The following is a 23,016-nucleotide window of genomic DNA, read 5'->3' on the forward strand; positions in this document are numbered from 1 at the left end:
CGATCTCGTCGGCAAATACTACGACAAACTGATCGCAGCGCTCGGCGACGATCAGAACTGAGCCCGTCGGCCAAGCGTAGGCGCTTCTTGTTGGGACGATTGTCCGTCTCGCGCCTCACCCTGCGTTGTCATGCCCCGCGAAAGCGGGGCATCCAGTACTCCGCGGCGGTGGTGGCGAGAGCGAGCTCCACGACAAACGTCTCTGGAATACTGGATCGCCCGGTCGAGCCCGGCGATGAGGAGAGAGTGTGTGTAGCTGAGTGCATCGGCGGCCATCCAAACGCTCACCACTACAACCAAAAGCCCCGGAGACATCTCCGGGGCTTTCGTCGTTTCTGACCTTGCGAACTTTCGAACGCGTTACGTCCTCGTCCGCATCCGCATCATGAAGCTGTCGAAGCTCAGCTCGGCGACCTGCATCCAGGCCAGCGACTCGTTGCGATAGGCCGACAGGCTCGCATACATCTTGCCGAAATGCGGGTTGCTCTTGGCGAGATCGGCGTAGATCCCGTTCGCCGCGCCATAGCATGCTTCCAGCACTTCCTGTGGGAAGGGCTTCAGGATCGCGCCGGCAACCAGGAGCCGCTTCAGTGCCGGCGGGTTGACGGCATCGTACTTGCCCGTGACCCAGGTGAAGGTGTCGCGCGAGGCAGTCTCGATCGCGGCCTGGTAATACTTCGGCAGCGCGTTCCACTTGTCGAGGTTGATGACGTTGTGGCCCTGGCCGGTGCCTTCCCACCAACCCGGATAGTAATAGTACTTCGCGACCTTCACGAAGCCGAGCTTCTCGTCGTCATAGGGGCCGACCCATTCGGCGGCATCGATGGTGCCCTTCTCGAGCGCCGGATAGATGTCGCCGCCCGCGATCTGCTGCGGCACGCCGCCGACCTTGGCGATGATCGTGCCGGCGAAACCGCCGACGCGGAATTTCAGACCCTGGAAATCCGCCATCGACTTGATCTCCTTCCGGAACCAGCCGCCCATCTGGGCGCCGGTCGAACCGGTCGGAATGCCGATCGCGTTGTACTCCTTGAGCAGATCGTTGAGCATCTCCTGACCGCCGCCCCAGATCAGCCAGGAAATGTGCTGGCGCGTGTTGAGACCGAACGGCAGGGCGGTGCCGAACGTGAAGGCGGGGTTCTTGCCCCAATAATAGTAGAGCGCGGTGTTGCCGATCTCGACGGTGCCGTTGGACACAGCGTCAAGCACTTGCAATCCCGGGACGATTTCGCCGGCGGCAAATGGCTGAATCTGGAAACGGTTGTCCGTTATCTCGGCGACGCGTTTGCTGAAATACTCGCAGCCGCCGTACAACGTATCGAGCGATTTCGGCCAGCTTGCAGCGTACCGCCACTTGATTTCCGGCATCGATTGCGCAATCGCGGGCGCTGCGACCGTGCTTGCGGCAAGGCCAAGACCGCCCGCCTTCAGGAATTGACGACGTTCCATTCGCTTCCCCTCTGTTGCTGTCGATACATCGACGAGGGATACGATCTTCGTGTCGCTTTGGTCTTCGTCGCTGCTCGACGTTTCTTGGTGTCCGGAATTCAATGTTCCAGGATCGCGGTCAGGATGACGAAAGGCCAGGCGCAAATCAAGGGCGCGCCCGGCCGCCGGTGGTGCCCCGCTTCAATGTTGCGCTGCGAACGCGGCTTCCATGGCCTTGCGCACCTTCACTGTCTCGTTGTTGGCATCGAACTCGACGTCGCTCCAGCGCACGACCTCGCCGTGCGCGACGTCATGTCTCAGCCGAAGGCGGTGCGCCAGACCGATCGGCAGCGCGCCGGCCGCGAGGCTTGCCGCCGCCGGCATCAGCTTGCCCCATACCGTGTAGCCGCCTTCGCCGTCCAGCATCTCGCCGGCGCGCAAAGGCCGCTTGGCGACCGCCGCAACGTCGCCGCGGAAGCCGTAGGCCTGCCCGGTCGGCTCGCCGCGCAGCGCGGCCGAAAGGATCGAGACGTTCAGCTCCAGCCCGATCAGATGATAGGGCTTGTACATCGCCGCATAGCGCCCGCTCGCGTCGGTCTTCAGCCCGTACTGCTTGAAGCAGTCGGCGGCATAATCGTTCGGCGCCTCCAGCACGACGTATACGCCCCAGCGCAGATCGCGAAACACGGGCCGGCCATCGCGCTCGAGCGACGAGACCACCTCCACCACCCCCGACCGCTCCAGCACGCCGCCTCGCTCGCGCGGACGCATCACGTGCGGCAGATCGTCGACGCCGCAGGGCGGAAACTTCAGCCCGCTCGCGGGCACGTCGAGCCCGCAGGCATTGGCGATCGCCGCCATCTCGATCGCAGACTTGGTGCCGTCGAGGAAGGAGTTGAACATCTGCGGATTCATACCGGCCGACTGTGCCTCGCCCGCAGTCAGGCCGTAGTGCTGCCAGACATTGTCCGGGGTCACGTCATGATAGGCCGGCAGATATTTCGTGCCCTTGCCGGCGGCGACGACGCGAAAGCCGGTGGCGCGCGCCCAGTCGACCATCTCCGCCGTGAGCGCCGGCTGGTCGCCATAGGCGAGCGAATAGACAACGCCGGCCTTGCGCGCTTCCTCAGCCAGGAGCGGGCCTGCCAGCACGTCGGCCTCGACATTCACCATGACGATGTGCCTGCCGGCCGCGATCGCGGCGCGGGCGTGGCGGATGCCGACCGCCGGGTTACCGGTCGCCTCCACCACGACGTCCATCGCGCCGCCGGCAATCGCGCGCGCGCCGTCATCGGTGAAGGTGGTCGCAGCGATGCGTGCGGCGTCCCAGCCGACGGTGCGGCAGGCTTCGCGCGCGCGGTCGCGATCGATGTCGACGATGATCGGCACCTCTAACCCCGGCACGTGCGGCACCTGAGCCAAAAACATCGAGCCGAATTTTCCGGCACCGATCAGCGCCACGCGCACGGACTTGCCGGCGGCGGCGCGGGCTTGAAGCAGGCGGAACAGGTTCATGGGGGTGTTTCCGTAAGTGCTATTGCTGCCGGGATAACGCGAACGTCCAACATTCGTCATTCCGGGGCGCGACAAAGTCGCGAGCCCGGAATCCATTCATCCGCGTCCTCTGCGGCGCGATGGATTCTCCGATGCGCAATTGCGCATCATAGTTCGACGTTCCCGGGCCGCGCTTTGCGCGGTCCCGTCGCGTCGCCCCGGAATGACAGCGACAGCCTACTCTGCCGCCTGCCTTGGCGCACGTGCAAGGTGCAGCAGGGCGTCGTCGTCCACCGTCTTGATCGGCGTGAAATCGCGATGCGCGATGTATTCCGGCCGCGTCGGCGTGCGGATGTAATTCGAGACCGCGTTCAGCGTCAGGTACACGATCTTGCGCGGATAGGGAGTGATGTTGCCGCTCGAGCCGTGCACGAGGTTGCCGTGGAACATCAGCATGCCGCCGGGCTTGCCGGTCGGCGCCACGATGCCGCCCTGGTTCACCAGCCGCGTCACGGTTTCCTCGTCCAGCGTCCACAACGGATACGACGTGGTCGCAAGATCATGCGCGGCCTCGAGGTCGCCGGCATTCTGGCTGCGCGGCACCAGCATGAGCGGACCGTTGATCGGCATCACCTCGTCGAGGAAGATCGCGATGTTCATCGCGCGCGGCTCGGGCATGCCGTCATCGCGCTTCCAGGTGCCGTAGTCCTGGTGCCATTGCCAGACATCGCCGGTAAAGGCCGATTTCGCGTTGATTTTGAACTGGTGCATGTAGACCGGTTCACCGAAAACCTGCTCGACCGGCCCGATCATGCGCGGATGCGCACCGAGGACCCCGAATGCTTCGTTGTAGAGATGCGCTGCGAAGGCCGTGCGCGGTGCGCCGCTCTTCTCGCGCCAGACTTCGGGGCGGTCAGCGTCGTAGATGCCGACCGCCTCACGTGCGAGGAAATCGACCTCCTCCCGGCTGAACAGCTCGGGCAGAAACAGCCAGCCCTCGCGGTGGAAGAACTCCAATTGCTCCGGGGTCAGTTTCATGGGGGTATCCTCCTGTTTGTTTTGCTTTTTGTCATTCCGGGGCGATGCGCAGCGTCGGACCCGGAATCCAGTCATCCGCAATCTCTCGCCCGATGGATTCTCCGATGCGCAATTGCGCATCATAGCTCGACGCTTCGCATCGCCCCGGAATGACGGCGTTTGCGACTACGCTGCCGCATCGTCCGTCGCTTTCAATCTCTCCTCAGTCATCCGTCCTGCCGTCTGCGCATGCGCGAGCGCGGCGCGTTCGGCCGCCTGCGCTTTGCCCGCGAGAATGTGTCCGGCGATCGTCGCATGCTCAGCCCAGGCGCTGTCGCGATAGTCGAGCTCGGAGAGCACCGTCGCCATCGAGCGGCGCATGTGCGGCCATTGCGGCGCAATCGTCTCCTCGATCACGGGATTGCCGGCGAGGCGATAGATCGCGCCGTGAAATTCGACATCGAGCACGATCAGCTCGGACAGCGGCGTCTTCCGATTGATGGCGTGTCCGGCACGCAGCGCGGCTGCGAGCCGCTCGCGTCCCGCCGCATCGCTTGCCGCGCGCTCGGCGGCGAGCCGGGCTGCGAGCGCGTCGATCGCGCCGCGCACCTCGTAGAGCTGACGAATGCGCGCGGGATCGAGCTGGGTGACTTCAAAGCCGCGCCGGCCGCTCTCGGCAACCAGGCCTTGCCGATGCAACAGGTGCAGCGCGTGCGACACCGGCTGACGCGACACGCCGAGCCTGTCGGCGAGCTCGTTCTGACGGATGCGCTGACCGGGCTGAAGAGTGCGGTCGGAGATCGCCTCCAGGATCCGCGCGTAGACCTGGTCGATCAAATTGGGGAGCGGGTCGAGAGGGATCACGCCGGCGACTCCTTCGGAATACGGAATTCCGTATTCGGACGCTACCGCTGGGCAAGGGGGGCGTCAAGCGGGCATCACGCCGCTGCAGCGGATTTGTCGACTAAGCTATTGTAAACAGGTTAGTTTTCGACATTTTTCTCGGGCTTGGCCCGGACTGCCATTCTACCTTGCATGGGGTTGTTTTCGCGAAAATGCATCGGGTGACGCCGGACGCCATGCGGCCTAGCTGTCCAGCACCTCCACCTCCATCGCCGCGATCCGCTCCGCATCGGCCACGGCTTCGATCCCGGAGATCCTGTCGCCGTTGAAGCTGACGCGCAGGGCGATACGTAGATGGCCACCGAAGATGACGGCGACGCCCATGACACCATCGACCAGCGCGGGCCGTGCGGCCTGGGCGCGTCCCTTGAAGGTCTGCGCGACTGCATCGGCGCCCAGGATTTCAGGCAGCGAGCCGAGCCGCACCGCGGCCTGATCGGCGCGCATGACGACCTCGGGATCGAGCACGGCGAGCAGGCCTTCGAAATTGCCTTCGCGTGAAGCCGCGAGGAAGGCCTCGACGATTTTTCGCTGGCGGGAGAGATCCGTCTCGGGCACCGGCGCGCCCTGCACCCGGCGCCGTGCGCGGCTGGCGAGCTGCCGCGACGCCTCGACCGAGCGACCGACGATCGGCGCGATCTCCTCGAAGGGCACGGCGAACATGTCGTGCAGCACGAAGGCGAGCCGCTCCGCCGGCTGCAGTGTCTCCAAGACGATCAGCAACGCCGCGCCGACGGAATCGGCCATCTCGGCCTCGCGCTCGCGCGCATCGTCGACCGGCTCCGGCACGTCCGGGCCCATCGGGTCCTCGCGGCGCGATTTCCGCGCCCGCAACATGTCGAGGCAAATGCGCGCGACGACCGTGGTCAGCCATCCCCGCAAATTCGCGACATCCGAGGTGTCGCTGCGGCTCAGCCGCAGCCAGGTCTCCTGCACGGCGTCATCGACCTCGCCGCGCGATCCAAGCATCCGGAACGCGACGGCGCGTAAATGATCCCGATTGGCCTCGAACTGTTGGCTAAGAAAATTCTCTTCAGTCATCGGTCACATTCCCTTCGCGTGATCCGTCATGCCCATGACGACGCAAATCCGGCCGATGTGACCGGAGCCGTCGAAATTCCTGACATGGAGACACGACATGATGCACGCACGTATGAATCACCCGGTGATGGTCCTGCCCGAGGCCATGAAGGCGCTGCAGGACCTGAATGCCGTGAACCAGCAAGGTCTCTCGGAAAAGCTCCTGGAACTGGTGCACCTGCGCGCCAGCCAGATCAATGGCTGCAGCGTCTGCGTGGATATGCATCCCAAGCTCGCCCGCAAGGCCGGCGAGACCGACGAGCGCCTGTTCGCGGTCGCCGCCTGGCGCGATACGCCCTACTTCACCGAAGCCGAGCGCGCCGCGCTGGCACTCACGGAGGCGGTCACGCGTCTCGCCGATCGTGAAGACCCGGTGCCGGATGCGATCTGGAACGAAGCCGCCAAGCATTTCGACGAGCGCGAGCTATCGGCGCTCGTCCTCTCGATCGCGACGATCAATGTCTGGAACCGGCTGAATGTCGCGGTCAGGGCTCCGGTCGGCTCGTGGAAGGTGTGAGGAATGTAATCTTTCCCTCTCCCCTTGTAAGGGGAGAGGGAAAAGGCCTACTCCCTCAAAAACGCGTCCACCGCTTCGCCATATTCCAGCGGTGCCTGCTCGAACATCCAGTGGCCGGCATTCGCGATCACCGCCGTCTTCGCGCCGGCGATGTGCTCGGCCAGCACGCGCCAGATCACCGACAGGCTGCCCGTCGTCGCGCCGCCGCCGATAAGAAGCGTCGGCGTCCTGATCGCCTGCGCGTCGGACAGCGTGTAGGGCCTGCGCTGTTCGTTGATCTGGCCGAGGAAGGTGATGGCGTTGTCGCGCAGTTGCTGCTTCGCCGCCGCCGGCACGCGCCGCCACGAGCCGTCGCCTTCGATGCCTTCATAGAAATTCTGCAGCGCGCCCTCGACGTCGCCGGCGCGGATCATCTCGACCGAGCGTGCCGTACGCGCGGCAAGCGGCGGATGCGCAGGCGTGCCCGCCGGGACCGGCAGCGTTGCGTCGAGATCGCCGCCGGGCTCGGCCAGCACCAGTTTTCGCAAGAGATCAGGCCGCGCCTGGGCCACGCGAAACGCGATGTGTCCGCCGCGCGAGTGCCCCATCAGGTCGACCGGCAGGGGGCTGACCTGCTCGATGAAGCCGATCACGTCGGCGACATGCTGGGCCATCTTGTAGTCGTCGCCGACGGCGTCCCAGTGCTCGGGAAAGAAATGCCGCAGGCTCACCGAGATCACGCGATGATTCTGCGACAGCGGGCCGAGCACCGAATACCAGGTGCGGAAGTCGCCGAGCGTGCCGTGCACACAGACCAGCGGCGGACCTTCTCCGATTTCGAGATAGGCCATGTCGTAACCGTTGACGCGAAATGTCTGCATGATCAGCCCGCCAGAAAATCCAGCACCACTTCAGAATATTTTTGCGGCGCCTGCTCGAACATCGGATGCGTCGCGTTCGGAATGATCGCCGTCTTGGAATAGGGGACGTGCGCCGCGAGTGCATGCAGCACCTGCGGCAACAGGCCCTTCGTCCGCGCGCCGAGAATGAACAGCGTCGGCATCCCAATCGATTCCGCATCGGCCTTCGAGAAGGGTGGGCGATTGTCGCGGACCTGACCGATCAGGGTGAAGGCGTTGTCGCGCAGGTTTTGCTTCACCATCGCTGGCAGCCGCGGCCAGGTGCCGGGTCCTTCCAGCGTGTCGACGAAGACCGCGAGCCCGCCATCGACGTCACCGGCTGCGATCTTCTCCGCCGAGGCCGTGAAGCGTGCCAGCAGCGGTGAGGGGCCGCCGGCATAGTCGGGATCGAGGCTCGCATCGAGCTCGCCGCCGGGCTCGGCCAGGATCAGCCGCCGCAACAGATCCGGCCTCGCTTGCGCCACGCGAAAGCAGATGTGCCCGCCGCGGGAATGGCCCATCAGGTCGACCGGGCCGAGGTCGAGCTTCTCGATGAAGGCGATGACGTCGTCGACGTGCTGCGCGATCGAGTAGGTGTCACCGATGCCGTCCCACCGCGCCGGGAAGAAGTGGCGCAGGCTAACGCAGATCAGCCGGTGCCGTTGTGTCAGCGGGCCGAGCACGCAGCCCCAGATCCGGAAGTCGGACAGCGATCCGTGCACGCAGACCAGCGGCGGCCCCGCATTCGCGTCGCCCACGTCGAGATAGGGCATGTCATATCCGTTGACGTGAAGGCTCTGCATTCTGGACTCGCGGAAAGGAGCGGAACTCCTGTGCAAGATTCCCGGAAACCGGGTGGATCGCAACTATTTCCAAGCCTAGATTTCGCAGGAAGATCACAAGCGGGGGCCTCGACGAGGAAGCAAGCCAGGAAAGTAGCCATGACTGACCAGCATTTCGCCTTGTTCGAAACCAAAATCGGTCTCTGCGCCATTGCCTGGGGGCCGCGCGGCATTAATGGCACGCAACTGCCGATGGGCGGCGAGGACAAGATCCGCACCCGTATCCACCAGCGCCACACTGATGCCAGCGAGGCCGAGCCGACGGCCCAGGTGCAGCAGGCGATCGACCGCATCGTCAAACTGCTCGCGGGCGAGCCGGACGACCTCACCGACATCCCGCTCGATCTCGACGGTGTTCCCGACTTCAACCGCGGCGTCTACGAGATCGCCCGCACCATCCCGCCGGGCAAGACCATGACGTATGGCGACATTGCAAAACGCCTCGGCGGCGTCGAGCTGTCGCGCGATGTCGGCCAGGCGCTCGGCCGCAACCCGTGCCCGATCGTGGTGCCCTGCCATCGCGTGCTCGCGGCCGGCAACAAGCCCGGCGGCTTCTCCGCCAAGGGCGGCGTGGTCACCAAGCTGAAGATGCTCGAGATCGAAGGCGCGCTCGTCAACCACACGCCGAGTTTGTTTGATTGATGCGCCGCTCGCGCAGAAATCGCAGGGTGGGTTAGCGTAGCGTAACCCACCTCTTCTCTCTCGGCGACAAAAATGGTGGGTTACGCCAGCGGACTGCGCTTCGCGCAGCCGCGGGGCTAACCCACTCTACGGGATTTCGATCTCGGCTACACCGCCGCACAGACGAACCCGTTGCCCTTCCGCCTGATCTTGCCGACCGACGGCGAGGGAAAATGCGCGGGGCAGCACAGCGTGTCGGTGTCGCAATAACGCTCCAGGAAGCTGCGGCGCGTCTTTGCGGCTTGCGCCTGATCGACGTCGAACTTGGGTGACAGCTCCGGATAGAGCGTCTGCAACGGCGAGTGCATGAGGTCGCCGGAGAACACGGCGTCGTCCTTGCCGCGACCGATCGTGAACGCGACGTGACCGGGCGTGTGGCCGGGCGTCGGCAGGATGCGGACATGATCGCCGATCTGGTGGTCGTTGCCGACGATCTCGTGGCGCTTGGCCTCGACCACCGGCAATACGCTGTCCGCGAAGGGCGGCACCTCGGCCTTCGCATTCTGCGCGGACCAGTAGTCGAACTCCTGCTTGGCGAATACGTAGCGCGCCTTGGGGAAGGTCGGCACCCAGCGGCCGTTCTCAAGCCGCGTATTCCAGCCGACGTGGTCGACATGCAGATGCGTGCACATCACGAAGTCGATGTCGCCAGCCGAGACGCCGGCGGCGCCCAGCGCGCGCAAGTACGTGTCGTCGGTCTTCATGTTCCATTTCGGCCGCTGCGGCCGCGGCTTATCGTTGCCGATGCAGCTATCGATCAGGATGGTGTGATGCGGCGTCTTCACCACATAGGACTGGAAGCACAGGATCAACATATCCTGGTCATCCAGCGCGTTTGCTTCCCGCATCCATGCGCGGTTCTCGGCCAGCACCTCGGCCGTGAGTCCGGGCAGCATGTCCAGCGCCGGCAAGAACGTGGTTTCCTGCTCGATGATGCGGTGGATGGTGAGATCGCCGACCGAGATTTTGAGGCTCATGAGAACTCCCGCGGGTTACGCCGGAGGCGGCACCGAGATCTTGACGGAGGGCCGCTCCAGCATCTTCTGATGGAAGGCGTCGAGTTTCGGATAGGCCTTCCGCCAGCCGCAATCGGCGAAGCGGAAGTCGGCATAGCCGAGCACGCAAACGAGGCCGATCTGCGAAATGTCAAACCGGCCGTTCAGCACGTCCGGCATGTTCTCGAAGCGTGCCATGCCGGTCCAGGCCCGGTTCCAGTGGTCGTCCGACCACGCCTGCCATTGGAGGCCCTGCGGCCGCACCATCTTCTCGTAGCGGCACAGCAGCATGGAATCGAGCATGCCGTTGATCAGGGAGTGATTGGTCTTCGCCTTCCAGCGCTGCGGGCCGTAATCCGGGAACAGGCTGCCGCCGGCCATCTCGTTGAGATATTCGACGATGACGTAGGAATCCAGGATCACGTCGCCATCATTGGTAATCAGCACCGGCAGCTTCTTCAGCGGCGTGATGCGCGAGTAGTCCTCGTTGACCTGTCCCGGCGCGACCGTTGCGGGGACGAGCTCGATCTTGTCGATCAGCCCGAGCTCGATCGCAGCGATGCGCACCTTGCGCGCGAAAGGCGAGGCGGCGGAGAAGGAGAGTTTCATTGAAATGTCCTACGGGATATCGGGCAATTGATTTGCGTCATTGCGAGCGAAGCGAAGCAATCCAGGCTGTCTCCGCGGAAAAAATCTGGATTGCTTCGCCGCGGAGCCTGTCATCGGGCCGGCCGAAGGCCGGACCCGTTGGCTCCTCACAATGACGGCGTGGCGCAGTGGTGATTGCCGCCTACGCCGCGACGATCTCCTGACGCTGCTCGCCGAGGCCTTCGATGCCGAGCGTGACGACGTCGCCGACATTGAGGAAGGTCGGCGGCTTCATGCCCATGCCGACGCCGGGCGGCGTGCCGGTGGTGACGACGTCGCCGGGCAGCAGCGTCATGAACTGCGAGACGTAGGAGATGCACTTGGCCATGGAGAAGATCATGGTCGCGGTCGAGCCGGTCTGGCGGCGCTGGCCGTTGACGTCGAGCCACATCGGCAGGTTCTGCACGTCCTTGATCTCGTCCTTGGTGGCGAGCCACGGCCCGAGCGGGCCGAACGTGTCGTGCGATTTGCCCTTGGTCCACTGACCCAGACGCTCGATCTGGAAGTTGCGTTCGGAGACGTCGTTGCAGACGCAGTAGCCGGCGACATAGTTCAGCGCCTCGGCTTCGGAGACATACTTGGCGCGGGTGCCGATGATTGCGGCGATCTCGACCTCCCAGTCGAGCTTGGTCGAGCCGCGGGGCTTTTCGACCGCGTCGTTCGGGCCGCAGAGTGCGGTATTCGCCTTGAGGAAGAAGATCGGCTCGGCCGGAATCGGGTTGCCGGTCTCCTTGGCGTGATCGCTATAGTTGAGGCCGATCGCCACGAACTTGGAGATGCCGGTGACGGGGGCACCGAACCGCGGCTTGCCGGAGACGGCGGGCAGCGAGGCGGGGTCGAGCGCAGCCAGCTTCTTGAGGGATTCCGGCGAATAGGCCTCGCCGGTCAGGTCCTTCACATGGGCCGACAAGTCGCGCAACTGACCGGATCTGTCGATCAGGCCGGGCTTTTCCGCACCCTTTTCGCCGTAACGAACAAGCTTCATTCTCGTTTCTCCCTGAGATGGACCGATCGGTTAAATAGCTTCATGGAACAGGGCGGCGGGAAATTCAACCGCCGACTGGCGGCCGTTCGCGCATTGCTCCCCCTCATCCTGAGGAGCCCGCCGAAGGCGGGCGTCTCGAAGGATGGACGCGGGCGAGAGCGGGGCCTCATGGTCCGAGACGGGCGAAGACGCGCTCCTCTCCATGAGGAGCAAACGTCACGATCCCAGCGCCTCGAACCTGAACGCGTCGCCCTTGCGCTTGATGTATCCGGCCGAAAAATGCCCGCCGATCACCAGTGTCGGCGCATCCGCAAAGCGCGAAAACAGCTCGCGTCGCGTTTCGGCAGACTGCTTCTGGTCGGAATCTGCTGTCGAGGACCAGTCGAGATGCGCCATCTGGCACGGGTGATGGGCAACATCGCCGGTGAGGAGACCCTGTTCGCCTTCGGACCGGATCAGGATGCTCATATGCCCCGGGCTGTGGCCCGGCGTCGGGATCATGCTGATCTCCTCGCAAAGCCGATGGTTGCTCGCGATCAGCTCGGCCCGGCCGGCATCGACGATCGGCTTCACGGAATCATTGAACACCGCCTGCTTGTCCGGCTCGGTGGAGTGGTCGCGCCAATGTTCATATTCGGTCCTGCCGAACACGTAGCGTGCTTTCGGAAAAGTCGGCAGCCATTCGCCGCCGACGAGCTTCGTGTTCCAGCCGACATGGTCGACGTGAAGATGCGTGCACAGCACGATGTCGATGCTGTCTGGCGTAAAACCCGCCGCCGTCATCGTCTCCAGGAACGGGCTCGTGCGGTTATTCCAGGTCGGGACGTTGCGGCCCTGCTTGTCGTTGCCAAGGCCAGTGTCGACGACGATCCGCTGCGAGGGCGTCTCCACCACCAGCGAATGGATCGACATCTTCAGTCGGCCTTCATCGGTGGCGAAATGCGGGATCAGCCAAGGCAGCTTCCGGATTTCCTCATTGCTGGCGAGCGGCAGAATGAAGCGCGTCGAGCCGACCGTCTCTAATTCCACCACCTTGGTGATCACAACCCTGCCCACCTTCCACTGCATTCGGCGCATTCCCATCTTGTTATCGGTATCCATTGTCATTCCGGGGCGGCACGAAGTGCCGAACCCGGAATCTCGTGATTCCGGGTTCGATGCTTCGCATCGCCTCGGAATGACGGCTGAACGGGCACTTTGGATAGACATTGCGGGTTTCAGCCAGCAGGCGCAATGGATCATCTGATGCGATGCGGCGTTATTGCGGGAACCCCGGGAGGGAGCGATGCCAGAGCTTGCGATTTCCGCCGAGAAAGTGACCTTCATCATCGAGAAGGCGCGTGAATTCGACGTCAAGGAACTGGATTCCGATCCGGACTCGGGCTCCAACCCCACCGATGACGACGCGGTCGACGTCCTGGAAGATGACGGCTCCGATCCCGTCGGCGGCGAGCTCGGCGGCTTCATTGCCGCCTTGAACGAGGACGAGCAGCTTGATCTCGTTGCACTGACCTGGCTCGGTCGCGGCGACGGCACGATCGAGGACTGGGACGACTTGCGCGCCCGTGCCGTGGAGGCGCGGGGCGAGTATCGCAGGCCCCGGCAGGAAACGGTGCAATATCTGCTCGGCGACCCGATGCTAGGCGACCTTTTGGCGGACGGCCTCGATGCGTTCGGCATCGACTGGACCGACGAGCGCCTCACCGCCGATTCCTCCGATCCCAGCGAGCGGGATGAAGACGAGCCGACGAAGCGGCGTTGAGTAATCTCACCTCGCCCCGCCCTTGTCCGCCGAAGCTTCAGCGAAGGCGGATGCGGAGAGAGGTCGGAATTCAAGCGCAGCTTGAATTCCGGGTGAGGGGGAGCTTCAGCGAGTCGGACTCTCATCGTGCTTGCGGAGAGAGCCCCTCACCCCAACCCTCTCCCTGTAAGAACGGGGAGAGGGAGAAGAGTCTTACAGCGTGCCCGGGAAGGCGCCGCCGTCGAGCAGGATGTTCTGTCCCGTGATGAAGCCGGCCTTGGCGCCGCAGAGGAAGGCACAGGCATAGCCGAACTCGTCGGGATGGCCGAAGCGGCCGGCGGGGTTGAGCTTGGCGCGCTCGGCCAAAAGCTGGTCCGGCGTGATGCCGCGCTTCTCGGCTTCGGCCTTGGCGGTGCCGCGCAGGCGATCGGTCTCGAACGGGCCCGGCAACAGGCCGTTGATCGTGACGTTGTTGATCACGGTCTTGCGCGAGAGGCCGGCGACGAAGCCAGTGAGGCCGGCGCGCGCGCCGTTGGACAGACCGAGAATGTCGATCGGTGCCTTCACGGCGGCCGAGGTGATGTTGACGATGCGGCCAAACTTGCGCGCCATCATGCCGTCGACGGTCGCCTTGATCAGCTCGATCGGGGTCAGCATGTTGGCGTCGATCGCCTTGATCCAGTCGTCGCGGGTCCAGTTGCGGAAATCGCCGGGCGGCGGGCCGCCGGCATTGTTGATCAGGATGTCCGGATCGGGGCAGGCCGTCAGCACGGCCTCGCGGCCCGCAGGCGTCGTGATGTCGCCGACGATCTCGGTGACCGTGACGTCCGGATGGGCTGAGCGGATGTCGTCCGCCGTCTTCTTCAAGGCTTCGGCGCCGCGCGCGGTCAGCGTGACGTGAACGCCTGCATCGGCAAGCGCGATGGCGCAGGCGCGGCCTAAGCCCTTGCTGGATGCGCAGACGATGGCGCGGCGACCTTTGATCCCAAGATCCACTGTTTCACTCCCGTGATGTCAGGCAGGTTTAGAGGCGCTACATTAGCCAACCTCGGCGCCGCTGATAAGGGAGGTGCTCGCATCAAAACGCATGGCGTGGCGCTGCGGCGATGCAAATGCGCCTGATCGGATCCGTCGCTCCTGCTTGAGGCGGTCGATTGCGGCGGCGGCCTCCGGCGGCAGCGACTTGAAGCCGATCTGTCCGACCGCCGAGAACAGCGGTCGCTCGATGGAACGAATGAGCGGCGAGCCGATCATTCCCGTTTCAGATTGCCAAGATCGTCTGTATTGATGGTTGCAAAAGCTCCGGGAAATCGCCCAAGGAAATCGTCATGTCAGACCTATTCGACGTCAGTAAAGAAACCATTCTCGTCACTGGCGCGAGTCAGGGGCTGGGGCGGCAATTTGCCCGTGTTCTGGCGGCGCATGGCGCGGCCGTTGCGCTCGCGGCACGGCAGACCGGCAAGCTGAAGAGCCTGGAAGAGGAGATCCGCGGCAAGGGGGGCCGCGCGGCCGCGGTCGCCCTCGATGTCACCGACACCGCCTCGATCGCCGGCGCCGTCGATGCCGCGGAGGCGGCGCTTGGTCCCATCACCGTGCTGATCAACAACGCCGGCATCGCGATCGAAAAGCTCGCGACCGAGCAGACCGAGTCCGATTGGGACGCGGTGATCGGCGCCAATCTCAAGGGCGCCTATTTTCTCGCGACCGAAGTTGCGCGGCGCATGATCGCGCGCAAGCAGTCAGGCAACATCGTCAACATCGCCTCCGTGCTCGGCACCGGCGTCTTGAAGGCCGTCTCGCCTTACGCGATCTCCAAGGCCGGCATCATCCAGGCTACAAAGGCGATGGCGCTCGAGCTTGCCGGCCAGAACATCCGCATCAACGCGCTCGCACCCGGTTACATCGATACCGAGATGAATCACGATTTCTGGTCGACGCCTGCGGGGGAACGATTGACAAAACGCATCCCGCAGCGCCGCGTCGGCGCCGAGTCCGATCTCGACGGCGCGATTTTGCTGCTGGCGTCGAAGGCGTCGCGGTACATGACGGGGAGCGTTGTGACGGTTGATGGCGGGTTCTTACTAAACTGAAGCCGCATTTCTCGGCGGCGAGGCTCACTAAGGCGTCGTCCCGAGGCGCCCCGGAATGACGGTGTTGATGTTTGCTACGACATGAATCGCATCATCTTCTCCAGCCGCGCTATCTTGCCGCCATAAGGCGGGTAGAGGTCGGCGAGCCGGTTGAATTTCGAGCGATAGAACACCGGCTTCAACTTGCTGAACGTGCGAAAGCCCCATTCGCCGTGATAGGCGCCGGTGCCGGATGCGCCGACGCCGCCCATCGGCTGGTTGATTTGCGTGAAATGAAACAGGCAGTCGTTGACGGTGACGCCGCCGGAGACGGTGCGCGCCAACACCTCGTCGCGGGCAGTGCGATCCTTGCCGAACCAGTAGAGCGCGAGCGGCCGGTCGCGCCGGTTGACGAAGGCGATTGCGTCGGTCGGATCGCGATAGCCCAGCACCGGCAGCACGGGACCAAAGATTTCCTCCTGCATCGCTGCCATCTCTTCGGTGGCGCCGACCACCAGCGTCGGCGGGAATTTGCGATGTGCCTTCCAGTTTGGATCGTCGGGCTTTGCCGGCTGCAGGATCTTTGCGCCGCGAGTCGCCGCATCCGCCACGAGGCCCTCCAGCCGCGCATAATGCCGATCGGAGATAACAGCGGTGTAGTCCTTGTTTGCGGGATCGGTGCCGAACATGCGCCGCATCTGCGCACGCACCTTCTCGGCAAAGGCCTGCACAAAATTCTCCGGCACCAGCGAATAGTCCGGCGCGATGCAGGTCTGTCCGGCATTGAGCAGCTTGCTGTAGGCGACGCGCTCGGCCGCCTCGTCGAGATCGGCCGATGCGTCGATGATCGCGGGCGACTTGCCGCCGAGCTCGAGCGTCACCGGCGTCAGATTGCGTCCCGCGGCTTCCGCGACCAGCCGGCCGACCCGGGTCGAGCCGGTGAATACCAGGTGATCGAAGGGCAGCGTCGCAAACGTCTTTGCGACCTCATCCTCGATGCCGGTGACCAGCACTTCCGTGGCGTCGAATTTCTGCGCGACCGCCTGCTTCAGCAGCGCGGAGAAATGCGGGACCAGCTCGCTCGGCTTGATGATGACGCGGTTGCCCGCGGCGATCGCGCCGATCGCGGGTGCGAGCGTGAGCTGGAGCGGGTAATTCCAAGGCGCGATGATGCCGACCACGCCGAGCGGCTGCGGGATCAGCCGGTTGCGTGCGGGCAGGAATTGCAGCGCGGTCGCTACGCGCTGCGGCGCCATCCAGGTCTTCAGGTGTTTGGTGGCGTGCCGGATTTCGCTGAACACCAGAAGCGTCTCGGCGATGGTGGTCTCCACCGCCGAGCGGTGGCCGAAATCGGTTGAGATCGCCTGCTGGAAGCGTTCTTCGTTGTCGGCGACCACGGCGCGCAGGCGCGCCAGCCGGTCGAGGCGTTCGGCGAGGTCAGGGGCCGGCTCGGCCCGCGACCGCGCGACCATGGCCTGGAAGGCGTCCTCCAGCGCCCGCAGCGGGGCGCTCGTCAGGGATTTGTCCATGGCGCTTCCCCTCAAAATGGCGTTTCCCCTCAATCTTGTTGCCGCAAGCTGGCGCTTTTGCGGAACTTCTGGCAAGAGCGCGCCAACCGGGCATCGGCCCGCTTGCCTGTCATAAAGTCGAAAAAAACGTCGCCGCGGGCCTTTCCAAACCCGGCCCGGGTTGATACATACCCCCCGCACCCGATGGGTTTCGCCCCGGGTAGCCTTCCAAGGAAGCCGTTGGGACGCGATGAAAACCGCGCGAGCAGCGCAGGTCCTCATCCACCGTCCCCGGTACTCTGGTGAAGGCATGCAACGGTTTAACGCGGGGTGGAGCAGCCCGGTAGCTCGTCAGGCTCATAACCTGAAGGTCACAGGTTCAAATCCTGTCCCCGCAACCACTTTTGTTGTAACTCGCTCGCCGTCCCGGTCTAACCACCGGGACGGATATTTAAACGGCCGGGCGAGGTCCAGCCCGGCAGTGTTCCGCGCGCCGCTGATCGAGGAGCTGCGGAGAGTATTGGGTTATCCTCCTGCTGTCGACGCCTACATCGTCGTGTGGCTCCTAACCGAACAATCCAGCGCTCAGGCTGCTGAGGTTATGGACGGCCCAGCCTCCTGTGCGCATCTTGACCGGCCCGGTTTGTCATAAACCGATTGGTCGGCCGGGTAGGCGGGTCCTCAGGTAAATCCATCGCGGATTCTGAGGGTTTTGTCGGATAACCCTTTTTGAGCGCCGATGGTACCATCAGCTCGCTCCTGTTGCCGGAGCGTTGGCGACGACAGGCGGCAACGCGTATAGCACGTACCCCCAATAGGCAGAGGACTCTGATGTGCCGTCTTCTGTTCGCCGCTGTTTCCGCAGTGTTGATTCTGGCCGCGGTCAGTTCGGTCTCGCCCGCGGTCGCGGCCCGCTACTGTCTCCAGGGCCGCCATTGGGGTTATCCCGGCAACTGCCAGTTCTCGACTTTCCAGCAGTGCAGGGCGGCTGCCTCAGGCACTAATTCGTCCTGCGGCATCAACCCGCGCTATGCGTCTGGGCGCCAGCGGCAGGGCAGACCGTAACCGAACTCCGGAGTGGATTTGCTTCGAGTCGTCGTTGGCCAATGCCGGATCGCGAAGCTAGGCGAGCCGATACGGGTGAGCATTGACGCAGCATGCAGAACAGCCCAAGGATCGAGAGGCTAATAGCGGATGGCGTACAGCGTCTTCGCGATTTCTTCCTCTAGTCTTTGTCCTCCAAGAAGCGATATGCGTGATGGCGCTCAAGGGCACGGGACGGGAGACCGGTTCCTCGCCCAAGCTCATGCACCTCGTGCATCGCGTATTGCTTGAGCGACTTTCGTCGCTTGCGAAACTCGTCCGATCTTTGCGCCCGCAACGACCGTTCTCCGGCGTCTGCTTTCCTTTGGCGCCATGCCTTCGCTCGCGGTGGCTCCGGCAGGGGGATAAGGAATGAAGTTCGCGGCTCGACGCAGCGCGAGAGCTTTTTGAGCCGCTTCAACATGTGCGGTCCGAGCTGCCAGGTTGTGAAGACGCCTGAGCTCGTTGTTCACCCGCTTCAGCGCAGCGGCGAAGACCTGCCTGCGTTGTGATGGATACTCGGTGGTCCCGGGGAAGCTTGCTCCGCGAGCCTCACCTTTTCTCCGTGTCTCTCGCCGCTTTTGCCGGCTGAGCGTTCTCTCCTTATCGCGCATCTTGCGCAAGCGAGGCCGCATGGCCTGAAGCTCCGTCGCTTCGACATCATAGATGGCGGGATGGTGCGTGAGGCGGATCGTCTCGTATTCTTCGTGGCTGAGGATGCTCCGTTCGAACTTGCATGGGAGCGACATTGCCATTCCTCCATTTGATTTCCAACAGTGCAGGCAACAAGACTCGTTTAGATTGCAATGCGGGTCTTACCAGATGTTGTCCCCAATCTTGACCCCCTCGTCATCCGACATATTCGCGTTGCGCTCGCCCTCACCGAGCCGGACCTCGATAGCGGTGTCCGCATCCGCAACGACCACCTGCTCCAAGCGCTGCTACCGCAAGAACTGCTTAAATCGTCGAAGCGAAAGTAGGAACAGGATTGCTCCGATCAACGGCAAGGCAGCGATCTGCGGCCAGACGACAGCAAGATCGGCGCCGCGAAACAGCACGGCTTGTGCGAGAATGACGAAGTGGGTGTTGGGCGCGGCCAGCATGATATTCTGGATGATCTCGGGCATGCTCTCCCGTGGCGTCGTGGCTCCAGACAGCATCTGAAGCGGCATCAACACAAGCATCATCAGCAGGCCGAACTGCGGCATGGATCCGCCGACCGTCGCCAGAAAGATGCCCAAGCTTGTCATTGCAAACAAATAGAGTGCTGTACCGAACAGGAACAGCGGGATCGAGCCGCCGATCCGGACCGCGAGCAAGCCCTGCACAACGAAGACGAGGGAGACAGCGGATGCAACAAGAACGACAAGACCCATCGACCAGATCTTGCTGGCCATGATCTCGAACGGCGTCACCGGCATGACCAGCAGATGCTCGATCGTGCCGTGCTCACGCTCGCGGATCAGTGCCGCGCCGGTCAGGATGATCGACAGCATCGTGATGGAGGAGATGATGTTGTTGATGGCGCCGAACCAGCTCTTGTTGAGTTCCGGATTGAAGCGTGCGCGTAGCGCCAGATCGATCGGCAGCGGCGCGGCCGAACGGTAGCGGGACAGAAACTCGCCGACCTCGTCGCTGACGATGGACTGGATGTAGCCGCTTCCCGTGAAAGCCTGCGACATGCGCGTCGCATCCACGTTGAGCTGGATGGCGGGCGATCTCTGCGCCAGCAGGTCACGCTGGAAGTTGGGCGGGATGTTGAGAGCGAAGGTGTCGAGCCCGGCATCCATGCGTGCCATGATGTCCGATTGCGGGATCAGCCGCGGGACCGTGAAATAGGGCGGTCGCCGGGATGATCAGGAGCAGGATCGGTATCACGGCGGGGGCCATCGCGACGATGCTTCTGATATCGGGGTTGTAGAGGAAGCGGACCTCAAGCTGGTAGTCGCCGGTGGTTGCGGCATTGCCCAGGAGCTGCCGGGTCCGTTGCGCGAGCCAGGTCGCGTGCATCGCCTGGACATAGCTGCGCACCGTCTCCGCGCGCGACGGCATCGCGCCGTCGACCCAGGCGCCGATCTGAACGTTGCTGCCGCGCGCGACGTCGCGTCCAAACCCGGGCGGGATTTCGATCGCGAGGCTCAGCTCGCCGTTGCGCATGCGGCGGTCGAGATCATCATAGTCGGCGATCGGCGCGAGCTCGGTGAAATAGCGGGACCCTGCGATCTGCAGGACGTAGTCGCGGCTGATGGTGGTGTCGTCGCGGTCCATGACGGCGAAGGAAAGATTCTCGACGTCCATGTTGATGCCGTAGCCCATCACGAACATCAGGATGAGGCTGCCGAGAATGGCAAGCGTGGCGCGGATCGGATCGCGCCTGAGCTCGAGCGCCTCCCGCTGTGTGTAGGCAAACATGCGTCGGGGATCGAAGAAGCTCAAGGCGCTGTGCATGGCCCCGTGCGTCTTGGCGGTGGCGGCTTCGGTCACATGCGGCGTGGCACGCGCCACGCTCGCGTCGGTCGCGGCGATCGCGTCCTTCAGGTAGGCAACGAAGGCTTCTTCTAGGTTGCCGCCGCCGCGACGCTCTGCGATCCCTGCCGGCGTGTCGCTGATCATCACCTTGCCGGCATGCATCAGAGAGATGCGGTCGCATCGCTCCGCCTCGTTCATGAAATGAGTGGACACGAAGATCGTGACATTGTCGCGCCGTGACAGATCGGACAGGATCTGCCAGAAGCCGTCGCGGGCGACCGGATCGACGCCGGAGGTCGGTTCGTCCAGGATCAGGATGTCGGGCGCGTGGATCATGGCGACCGCAAGCGACAGGCGCTGGCGCACGCCAAGCGGCAGCGCGTCGGGCAATGCGTCGATGACATGGGTGAGGTCGAAGTCGTCGACCATCTTGCGGACACGATCCTCGATGGTGTCAGGCGCGAGACGGAACAGCCGCGCGTGCAGCTTCAGGTTCTGGCGAATCGTCAGCTCGGAATAGAGCGAAAAGGCCTGCGACATATAACCGACGCGCCGCCGGACATCCATGTCATTGGGATCGACCTCGTGCCCGAACAGCCTGGCTTCGCCTTCGCTCGCCGGCAAAAGCCCAGTCAGCACCTTCATCGTCGTGGTCTTGCCGCAGCCGTTCGAGCCAAGGAAGCCGAAGATCTCGCCGCGGGCGATGCGGAAGCTGACATGGTCGACGGCCGTGAAGTCGCCGAACCTGACGGTCAGCCGCTCGGCCTCGATTGCGATGTCGTCATGATCGCTTGCGCGCGGTGGGATCACCACCTCCTTGTAACCCCGTCGCTGCTCCTCAGGCAGCAGGGCAATGAAGGCTGCATCGAGATTGTCGGCGCCGGTCTGTTGCAGCAGCTTCGCCGGAGTGCCGGTCGCTAGCACTCGCCCGTCCTTCATCGCAACGAGCCAGTCGAAGCGCGCGGCTTCCTCCATATAGGCGGTCGCAACGACGACGCTCATGCCCGGACGATCCTTTCGGATCGTCTCGATCAGCTCCCAAAACTGCCGGCGCGAGAGCGGGTCGACGCCCGTCGTGGGCTCGTCGAGGATCAGGAGATCAGGATCGTGAATCAGCGCGCAGCAGAGGCCGAGCTTCTGCTTCATGCCGCCCGACAGCTTGCCGGCTGGTCGATCGGTAAAGGGACTAAGGCCGGTGTCCGTGAGGAGTTGCCGTATGCGTTCCTCCCGCTCGCACTGGTCGTGCCCGAACAGGCGGCCGAAGAAATCCACATTCTCGAAGACAGAGAGAGTCGGGTAGAGATTCTTGCCCAGGCCCTGCGGCATATAGGCGATCTGCGGACAGGTGCGCCGTCGGTGCGTGCTATCCGCCATATCGCCGCCGAGCACCTGAATCCGTCCATCCTGGATGGCGCGGGCGCCTGCGACTAGCGAGAGCAGGCTGGACTTGCCGACGCCGTCAGGTCCAATTAGGCCCACCATGCGTGCTGAGGGAATGTCGAGCGTGACGCCATCCAGCGCACGAGTCTTGTCGTAGGACAGCCCGACCGCTTCGAGGCGTATCACCGGCGCCGGAGAGAGTAACTGATCGCCGTTCGACGTATCGCTCATTTGACCAGATGTTCCGTCAATTGCGCCGGCCATTCGGCGTCAGGGTCGAGCCGGACGAAGGCCAGGCCGGGTAAGCCGGTCTTGACCTGCTCGATGTTCCGCCGCAGCAGGTCCGGTGAGATATGCGCCCTCACGCGGAACATCAGCTTCTGCCGCTCCTCTTCGGTTTCGACGGTCTTCGGCGTGAATTGTGCGACGCTGGCGACGAACGTCGCCTTGGCGGGAATGACCCATTGCGGTGCTGCGTCAAGCACGAGGCGGACCTCCGAGCCGATCGCGACGCGGCCGGCCTGCGCCGTCGGCAGGAAGAACGTCATGTAGACGTCGCCGAGGTCGACGAGGTTGAGCACGCGTCCGCCAGCGGAGAGAACTTCGCCCGGCTGGGCCACGCGGAATTGGACGCGTCCGTCGCGAGGCGCGCGCAGCGTCGAGTCGTTGAGATCGGCCTTGATGCTCTCGATGGCGGCTTTCGCCGCCTCGACGGCAGCTTCCGCATCGACGACTTGTGCTTCGGCGGCGCTGATCGCAGCTTCCGAGCCGGCGAGCTGGGCCTCCGAAGCGGCCACAGCGGCGCGCGCACCGTTGGCGGCCGCCCGGTCGTCGTCAAGCACCTGCTGGGACACAGCGTTGGTTCTGATCAATGTTTCGGAACGTTGCAGCTTTCGATCGGCCGCATCGAGCTCCGCGCTGCGCTGGTTAATCACAGCGGTCGCTGTCTTCTTCTCGGCCTCGCGCTGGGTCACGAGGCTCTTGGCGGTGTCGATCCCGATCGTGGCACGGCGCAACTGCGCCTGGGCCTGGCGGTACTGTGCCTCGAGCTGCACGGTATCCATTTGCGCGAGCGCCTGTCCGGCCGACACCAGATCGCCCTCCCGCACCAGGATGTCCCTGATGCGCCCGGGCGTCTTGGTCGCGATATCGATTTCCACGGCCTCGATGCGGCCGTTGCCGCTGGCGAAGCCCGCCGTAAGGCTGTCGCCTCCCAGCTTCTGCCAGGCGAAGTAGCCGCCCGCGCCGAGCGCCACGACGAGGAGAGCGATCAGCCAGCGTTTTCGATTGCGCGTCAT

General features: G+C 63.9%; 22 protein-coding genes, 1 tRNA gene and 2 pseudogenes (1 of these 25 running past the window's edge). 7 read left to right on the plus strand and 18 right to left on the minus strand.

Annotation, left to right across the window (positions count from 1 at the left end):
* A protein-coding gene (locus MTR72_RS07525) for a hypothetical protein (RefSeq protein WP_280968210.1) crosses the window boundary here: on the plus strand, positions 1 to 61 show its end. It extends 548 nt beyond the left edge of the window; 61 of the gene's 609 nt are visible here — the last part of the coding sequence; its start codon lies off the left edge, out of view; it ends in the stop codon at positions 59 to 61.
* Positions 62 to 360: 299 nt separating this feature from the next.
* Here MTR72_RS07525 and MTR72_RS07530 read toward each other — a convergent pair whose 3' ends face one another.
* From MTR72_RS07530 to MTR72_RS07550, 5 genes are all read right to left on the minus strand, one after another.
* On the minus strand, positions 361 to 1,449 hold the full coding sequence (locus MTR72_RS07530; RefSeq protein WP_280968211.1) for a TRAP transporter substrate-binding protein: 1,089 nt from the start codon (positions 1,447 to 1,449) through the stop codon (positions 361 to 363).
* Positions 1,450 to 1,629: 180 nt separating this feature from the next.
* Positions 1,630 to 2,943: an NAD(P)H-dependent oxidoreductase gene (locus MTR72_RS07535; protein WP_280968212.1), complete on the minus strand. Its 1,314-nt coding sequence runs from the start codon at positions 2,941 to 2,943 to the stop codon at positions 1,630 to 1,632.
* A gap of 216 nt (positions 2,944 to 3,159) precedes the next feature.
* A complete protein-coding gene (locus MTR72_RS07540) occupies positions 3,160 to 3,960 on the minus strand; it encodes a phytanoyl-CoA dioxygenase family protein (RefSeq protein WP_280968213.1) in 801 nt (266 codons plus the stop codon).
* Between the two features lie 165 nt (positions 3,961 to 4,125).
* Complete coding sequence (locus MTR72_RS07545) at positions 4,126 to 4,803, minus strand: GntR family transcriptional regulator (RefSeq protein WP_280968214.1); 678 nt, start codon at positions 4,801 to 4,803, stop codon at positions 4,126 to 4,128.
* A gap of 222 nt (positions 4,804 to 5,025) precedes the next feature.
* Positions 5,026 to 5,883: a sigma-70 family RNA polymerase sigma factor gene (locus MTR72_RS07550; RefSeq protein WP_280968215.1), complete on the minus strand. Its 858-nt coding sequence runs from the start codon at positions 5,881 to 5,883 to the stop codon at positions 5,026 to 5,028.
* A gap of 100 nt (positions 5,884 to 5,983) precedes the next feature.
* Between MTR72_RS07550 and MTR72_RS07555 the strand changes: the two genes are divergently transcribed.
* Positions 5,984 to 6,439: a carboxymuconolactone decarboxylase family protein gene (locus MTR72_RS07555; RefSeq protein ID WP_280970832.1), complete on the plus strand. Its 456-nt coding sequence runs from the start codon at positions 5,984 to 5,986 to the stop codon at positions 6,437 to 6,439.
* 47 nt (positions 6,440 to 6,486) lie between these two features.
* On the opposite strand, the gene MTR72_RS07560 is transcribed toward MTR72_RS07555, so the two are convergent.
* Entirely contained in the window at positions 6,487 to 7,299 is an 813-nt protein-coding gene (locus MTR72_RS07560) for an alpha/beta fold hydrolase (RefSeq protein ID WP_280968216.1), read from the minus strand.
* Between the two features lie 2 nt (positions 7,300 to 7,301).
* Positions 7,302 to 8,120, minus strand: a complete 819-nt coding sequence (locus tag MTR72_RS07565) for an alpha/beta fold hydrolase (RefSeq protein ID WP_341510266.1) — start codon at positions 8,118 to 8,120, stop codon at positions 7,302 to 7,304.
* Between the two features lie 138 nt (positions 8,121 to 8,258).
* On the opposite strand from MTR72_RS07565, the gene MTR72_RS07570 reads away from it, so the two are divergent.
* The gene (locus MTR72_RS07570; RefSeq protein WP_280968218.1) at positions 8,259 to 8,801 is read left to right on the plus strand and encodes a methylated-DNA--[protein]-cysteine S-methyltransferase; all 543 of its coding nucleotides are present in this window, start codon (positions 8,259 to 8,261) and stop codon (positions 8,799 to 8,801) included.
* Between the two features lie 146 nt (positions 8,802 to 8,947).
* Here MTR72_RS07570 and MTR72_RS07575 read toward each other — a convergent pair whose 3' ends face one another.
* The 4 genes from MTR72_RS07575 to MTR72_RS07590 form a co-directional block, all read right to left on the minus strand.
* Positions 8,948 to 9,817 carry an MBL fold metallo-hydrolase gene (locus MTR72_RS07575; RefSeq protein ID WP_280968219.1) on the minus strand — a complete coding sequence of 290 codons (870 nt, stop codon included), beginning with the start codon at positions 9,815 to 9,817 and terminating at the stop codon, positions 8,948 to 8,950.
* Between the two features lie 15 nt (positions 9,818 to 9,832).
* Positions 9,833 to 10,444: a glutathione S-transferase family protein gene (locus tag MTR72_RS07580; protein ID WP_280968220.1), complete on the minus strand. Its 612-nt coding sequence runs from the start codon at positions 10,442 to 10,444 to the stop codon at positions 9,833 to 9,835.
* A gap of 181 nt (positions 10,445 to 10,625) precedes the next feature.
* Positions 10,626 to 11,468, minus strand: coding sequence for a fumarylacetoacetate hydrolase family protein (locus MTR72_RS07585; RefSeq protein WP_280968221.1), 843 nt, complete (start codon positions 11,466 to 11,468; stop codon positions 10,626 to 10,628).
* A gap of 216 nt (positions 11,469 to 11,684) precedes the next feature.
* Positions 11,685 to 12,536: an MBL fold metallo-hydrolase gene (locus MTR72_RS07590; RefSeq protein WP_280968222.1), complete on the minus strand. Its 852-nt coding sequence runs from the start codon at positions 12,534 to 12,536 to the stop codon at positions 11,685 to 11,687.
* Between the two features lie 217 nt (positions 12,537 to 12,753).
* Between MTR72_RS07590 and MTR72_RS07595 the strand changes: the two genes are divergently transcribed.
* Positions 12,754 to 13,230, plus strand: a complete 477-nt coding sequence (locus MTR72_RS07595) for a DUF3775 domain-containing protein (RefSeq protein ID WP_280968223.1) — start codon at positions 12,754 to 12,756, stop codon at positions 13,228 to 13,230.
* 192 nt (positions 13,231 to 13,422) lie between these two features.
* On the opposite strand, the gene MTR72_RS07600 is transcribed toward MTR72_RS07595, so the two are convergent.
* Both MTR72_RS07600 and MTR72_RS07605 read right to left on the minus strand, forming a co-directional pair.
* On the minus strand, positions 13,423 to 14,205 hold the full coding sequence (locus tag MTR72_RS07600; RefSeq protein ID WP_280968224.1) for an SDR family oxidoreductase: 783 nt from the start codon (positions 14,203 to 14,205) through the stop codon (positions 13,423 to 13,425).
* A gap of 129 nt (positions 14,206 to 14,334) precedes the next feature.
* Positions 14,335 to 14,430: pseudogene (locus tag MTR72_RS07605) on the minus strand (CvpA family protein); the annotation flags it as partial.
* A 107-nt stretch (positions 14,431 to 14,537) separates the two neighbouring features.
* On the opposite strand from MTR72_RS07605, the gene MTR72_RS07610 reads away from it, so the two are divergent.
* Positions 14,538 to 15,299, plus strand: coding sequence for an SDR family oxidoreductase (locus tag MTR72_RS07610; RefSeq protein ID WP_280968225.1), 762 nt, complete (start codon positions 14,538 to 14,540; stop codon positions 15,297 to 15,299).
* Between the two features lie 74 nt (positions 15,300 to 15,373).
* Here MTR72_RS07610 and MTR72_RS07615 read toward each other — a convergent pair whose 3' ends face one another.
* Positions 15,374 to 16,807, minus strand: coding sequence for a coniferyl aldehyde dehydrogenase (locus MTR72_RS07615; protein ID WP_341510267.1), 1,434 nt, complete (start codon positions 16,805 to 16,807; stop codon positions 15,374 to 15,376).
* A gap of 303 nt (positions 16,808 to 17,110) precedes the next feature.
* Here MTR72_RS07615 and MTR72_RS07620 point away from each other — a divergent pair.
* Positions 17,111 to 17,187, plus strand: a tRNA-Met gene (locus MTR72_RS07620).
* Between the two features lie 430 nt (positions 17,188 to 17,617).
* Positions 17,618 to 17,851, plus strand: a complete 234-nt coding sequence (locus MTR72_RS07625) for a DUF3551 domain-containing protein (protein ID WP_280968226.1) — start codon at positions 17,618 to 17,620, stop codon at positions 17,849 to 17,851.
* Between the two features lie 239 nt (positions 17,852 to 18,090).
* Here the strand turns inward: MTR72_RS07625 and MTR72_RS07630 are convergent, their stop codons facing one another.
* The 4 genes and pseudogenes from MTR72_RS07630 to MTR72_RS07645 all read right to left on the minus strand — a co-directional run bounded on the left by MTR72_RS07630 (position 18,091) and on the right by MTR72_RS07645 (position 23,016).
* A complete protein-coding gene (locus MTR72_RS07630; protein WP_341510268.1) occupies positions 18,091 to 18,618 on the minus strand; it encodes a hypothetical protein in 528 nt (175 codons plus the stop codon).
* Positions 18,619 to 18,810: 192 nt separating this feature from the next.
* A pseudogene (locus MTR72_RS07635) lies at positions 18,811 to 19,713 on the minus strand (ABC transporter permease); the annotation flags it as partial.
* Positions 19,604 to 21,949, minus strand: a complete 2,346-nt coding sequence (rbbA, locus tag MTR72_RS07640; RefSeq protein WP_341510269.1) for a ribosome-associated ATPase/putative transporter RbbA — start codon at positions 21,947 to 21,949, stop codon at positions 19,604 to 19,606. The pseudogene MTR72_RS07635 and the gene rbbA, both read right to left, overlap by 110 nt.
* The gene (locus tag MTR72_RS07645) at positions 21,946 to 23,016 is read right to left on the minus strand and encodes an HlyD family secretion protein (protein ID WP_341510270.1); all 1,071 of its coding nucleotides are present in this window, start codon (positions 23,014 to 23,016) and stop codon (positions 21,946 to 21,948) included. Before MTR72_RS07645 ends, rbbA begins: the two co-directional genes overlap by 4 nt.

The organism is Bradyrhizobium sp. ISRA442, from assembly GCF_038085055.1.
GTDB lineage: Bacteria > Pseudomonadota > Alphaproteobacteria > Rhizobiales > Xanthobacteraceae > Bradyrhizobium.

Bases quoted from the DNA above. Each gene is read 5' to 3' on its own strand.
- MTR72_RS07530 (WP_280968211.1), bottom strand. From the start codon at position 1,449: ATGGAACGTCGTCAATTCCTGAAGGCGGGCGGTCTTGGCCTTGCCGCA.
- MTR72_RS07535 (WP_280968212.1), bottom strand. From the start codon at position 2,943: ATGAACCTGTTCCGCCTGCTTCAAGCCCGCGCCGCCGCCGGCAAGTCC.
- MTR72_RS07540 (WP_280968213.1), bottom strand. From the start codon at position 3,960: ATGAAACTGACCCCGGAGCAATTGGAGTTCTTCCACCGCGAGGGCTGG.
- MTR72_RS07550 (WP_280968215.1), bottom strand. From the start codon at position 5,883: ATGACTGAAGAGAATTTTCTTAGCCAACAGTTCGAGGCCAATCGGGAT.
- MTR72_RS07555 (WP_280970832.1), top strand. From the start codon at position 5,984: ATGCACGCACGTATGAATCACCCGGTGATGGTCCTGCCCGAGGCCATG.
- MTR72_RS07560 (WP_280968216.1), bottom strand. From the start codon at position 7,299: ATGCAGACATTTCGCGTCAACGGTTACGACATGGCCTATCTCGAAATC.
- MTR72_RS07565 (WP_341510266.1), bottom strand. From the start codon at position 8,120: ATGCAGAGCCTTCACGTCAACGGATATGACATGCCCTATCTCGACGTG.
- MTR72_RS07570 (WP_280968218.1), top strand. From the start codon at position 8,259: ATGACTGACCAGCATTTCGCCTTGTTCGAAACCAAAATCGGTCTCTGC.
- MTR72_RS07575 (WP_280968219.1), bottom strand. From the start codon at position 9,817: ATGAGCCTCAAAATCTCGGTCGGCGATCTCACCATCCACCGCATCATC.
- MTR72_RS07580 (WP_280968220.1), bottom strand. From the start codon at position 10,444: ATGAAACTCTCCTTCTCCGCCGCCTCGCCTTTCGCGCGCAAGGTGCGC.
- MTR72_RS07585 (WP_280968221.1), bottom strand. From the start codon at position 11,468: ATGAAGCTTGTTCGTTACGGCGAAAAGGGTGCGGAAAAGCCCGGCCTG.
- MTR72_RS07590 (WP_280968222.1), bottom strand. From the start codon at position 12,536: ATGCAGTGGAAGGTGGGCAGGGTTGTGATCACCAAGGTGGTGGAATTA.
- MTR72_RS07595 (WP_280968223.1), top strand. From the start codon at position 12,754: ATGCCAGAGCTTGCGATTTCCGCCGAGAAAGTGACCTTCATCATCGAG.
- MTR72_RS07610 (WP_280968225.1), top strand. From the start codon at position 14,538: ATGTCAGACCTATTCGACGTCAGTAAAGAAACCATTCTCGTCACTGGC.
- MTR72_RS07615 (WP_341510267.1), bottom strand. From the start codon at position 16,807: ATGGACAAATCCCTGACGAGCGCCCCGCTGCGGGCGCTGGAGGACGCC.
- MTR72_RS07625 (WP_280968226.1), top strand. From the start codon at position 17,618: ATGTGCCGTCTTCTGTTCGCCGCTGTTTCCGCAGTGTTGATTCTGGCC.
- MTR72_RS07630 (WP_341510268.1), bottom strand. From the start codon at position 18,618: ATGTCGCTCCCATGCAAGTTCGAACGGAGCATCCTCAGCCACGAAGAA.
- rbbA (WP_341510269.1), bottom strand. From the start codon at position 21,949: ATGAGCGATACGTCGAACGGCGATCAGTTACTCTCTCCGGCGCCGGTG.
- MTR72_RS07645 (WP_341510270.1), bottom strand. From the start codon at position 23,016: ATGACGCGCAATCGAAAACGCTGGCTGATCGCTCTCCTCGTCGTGGCG.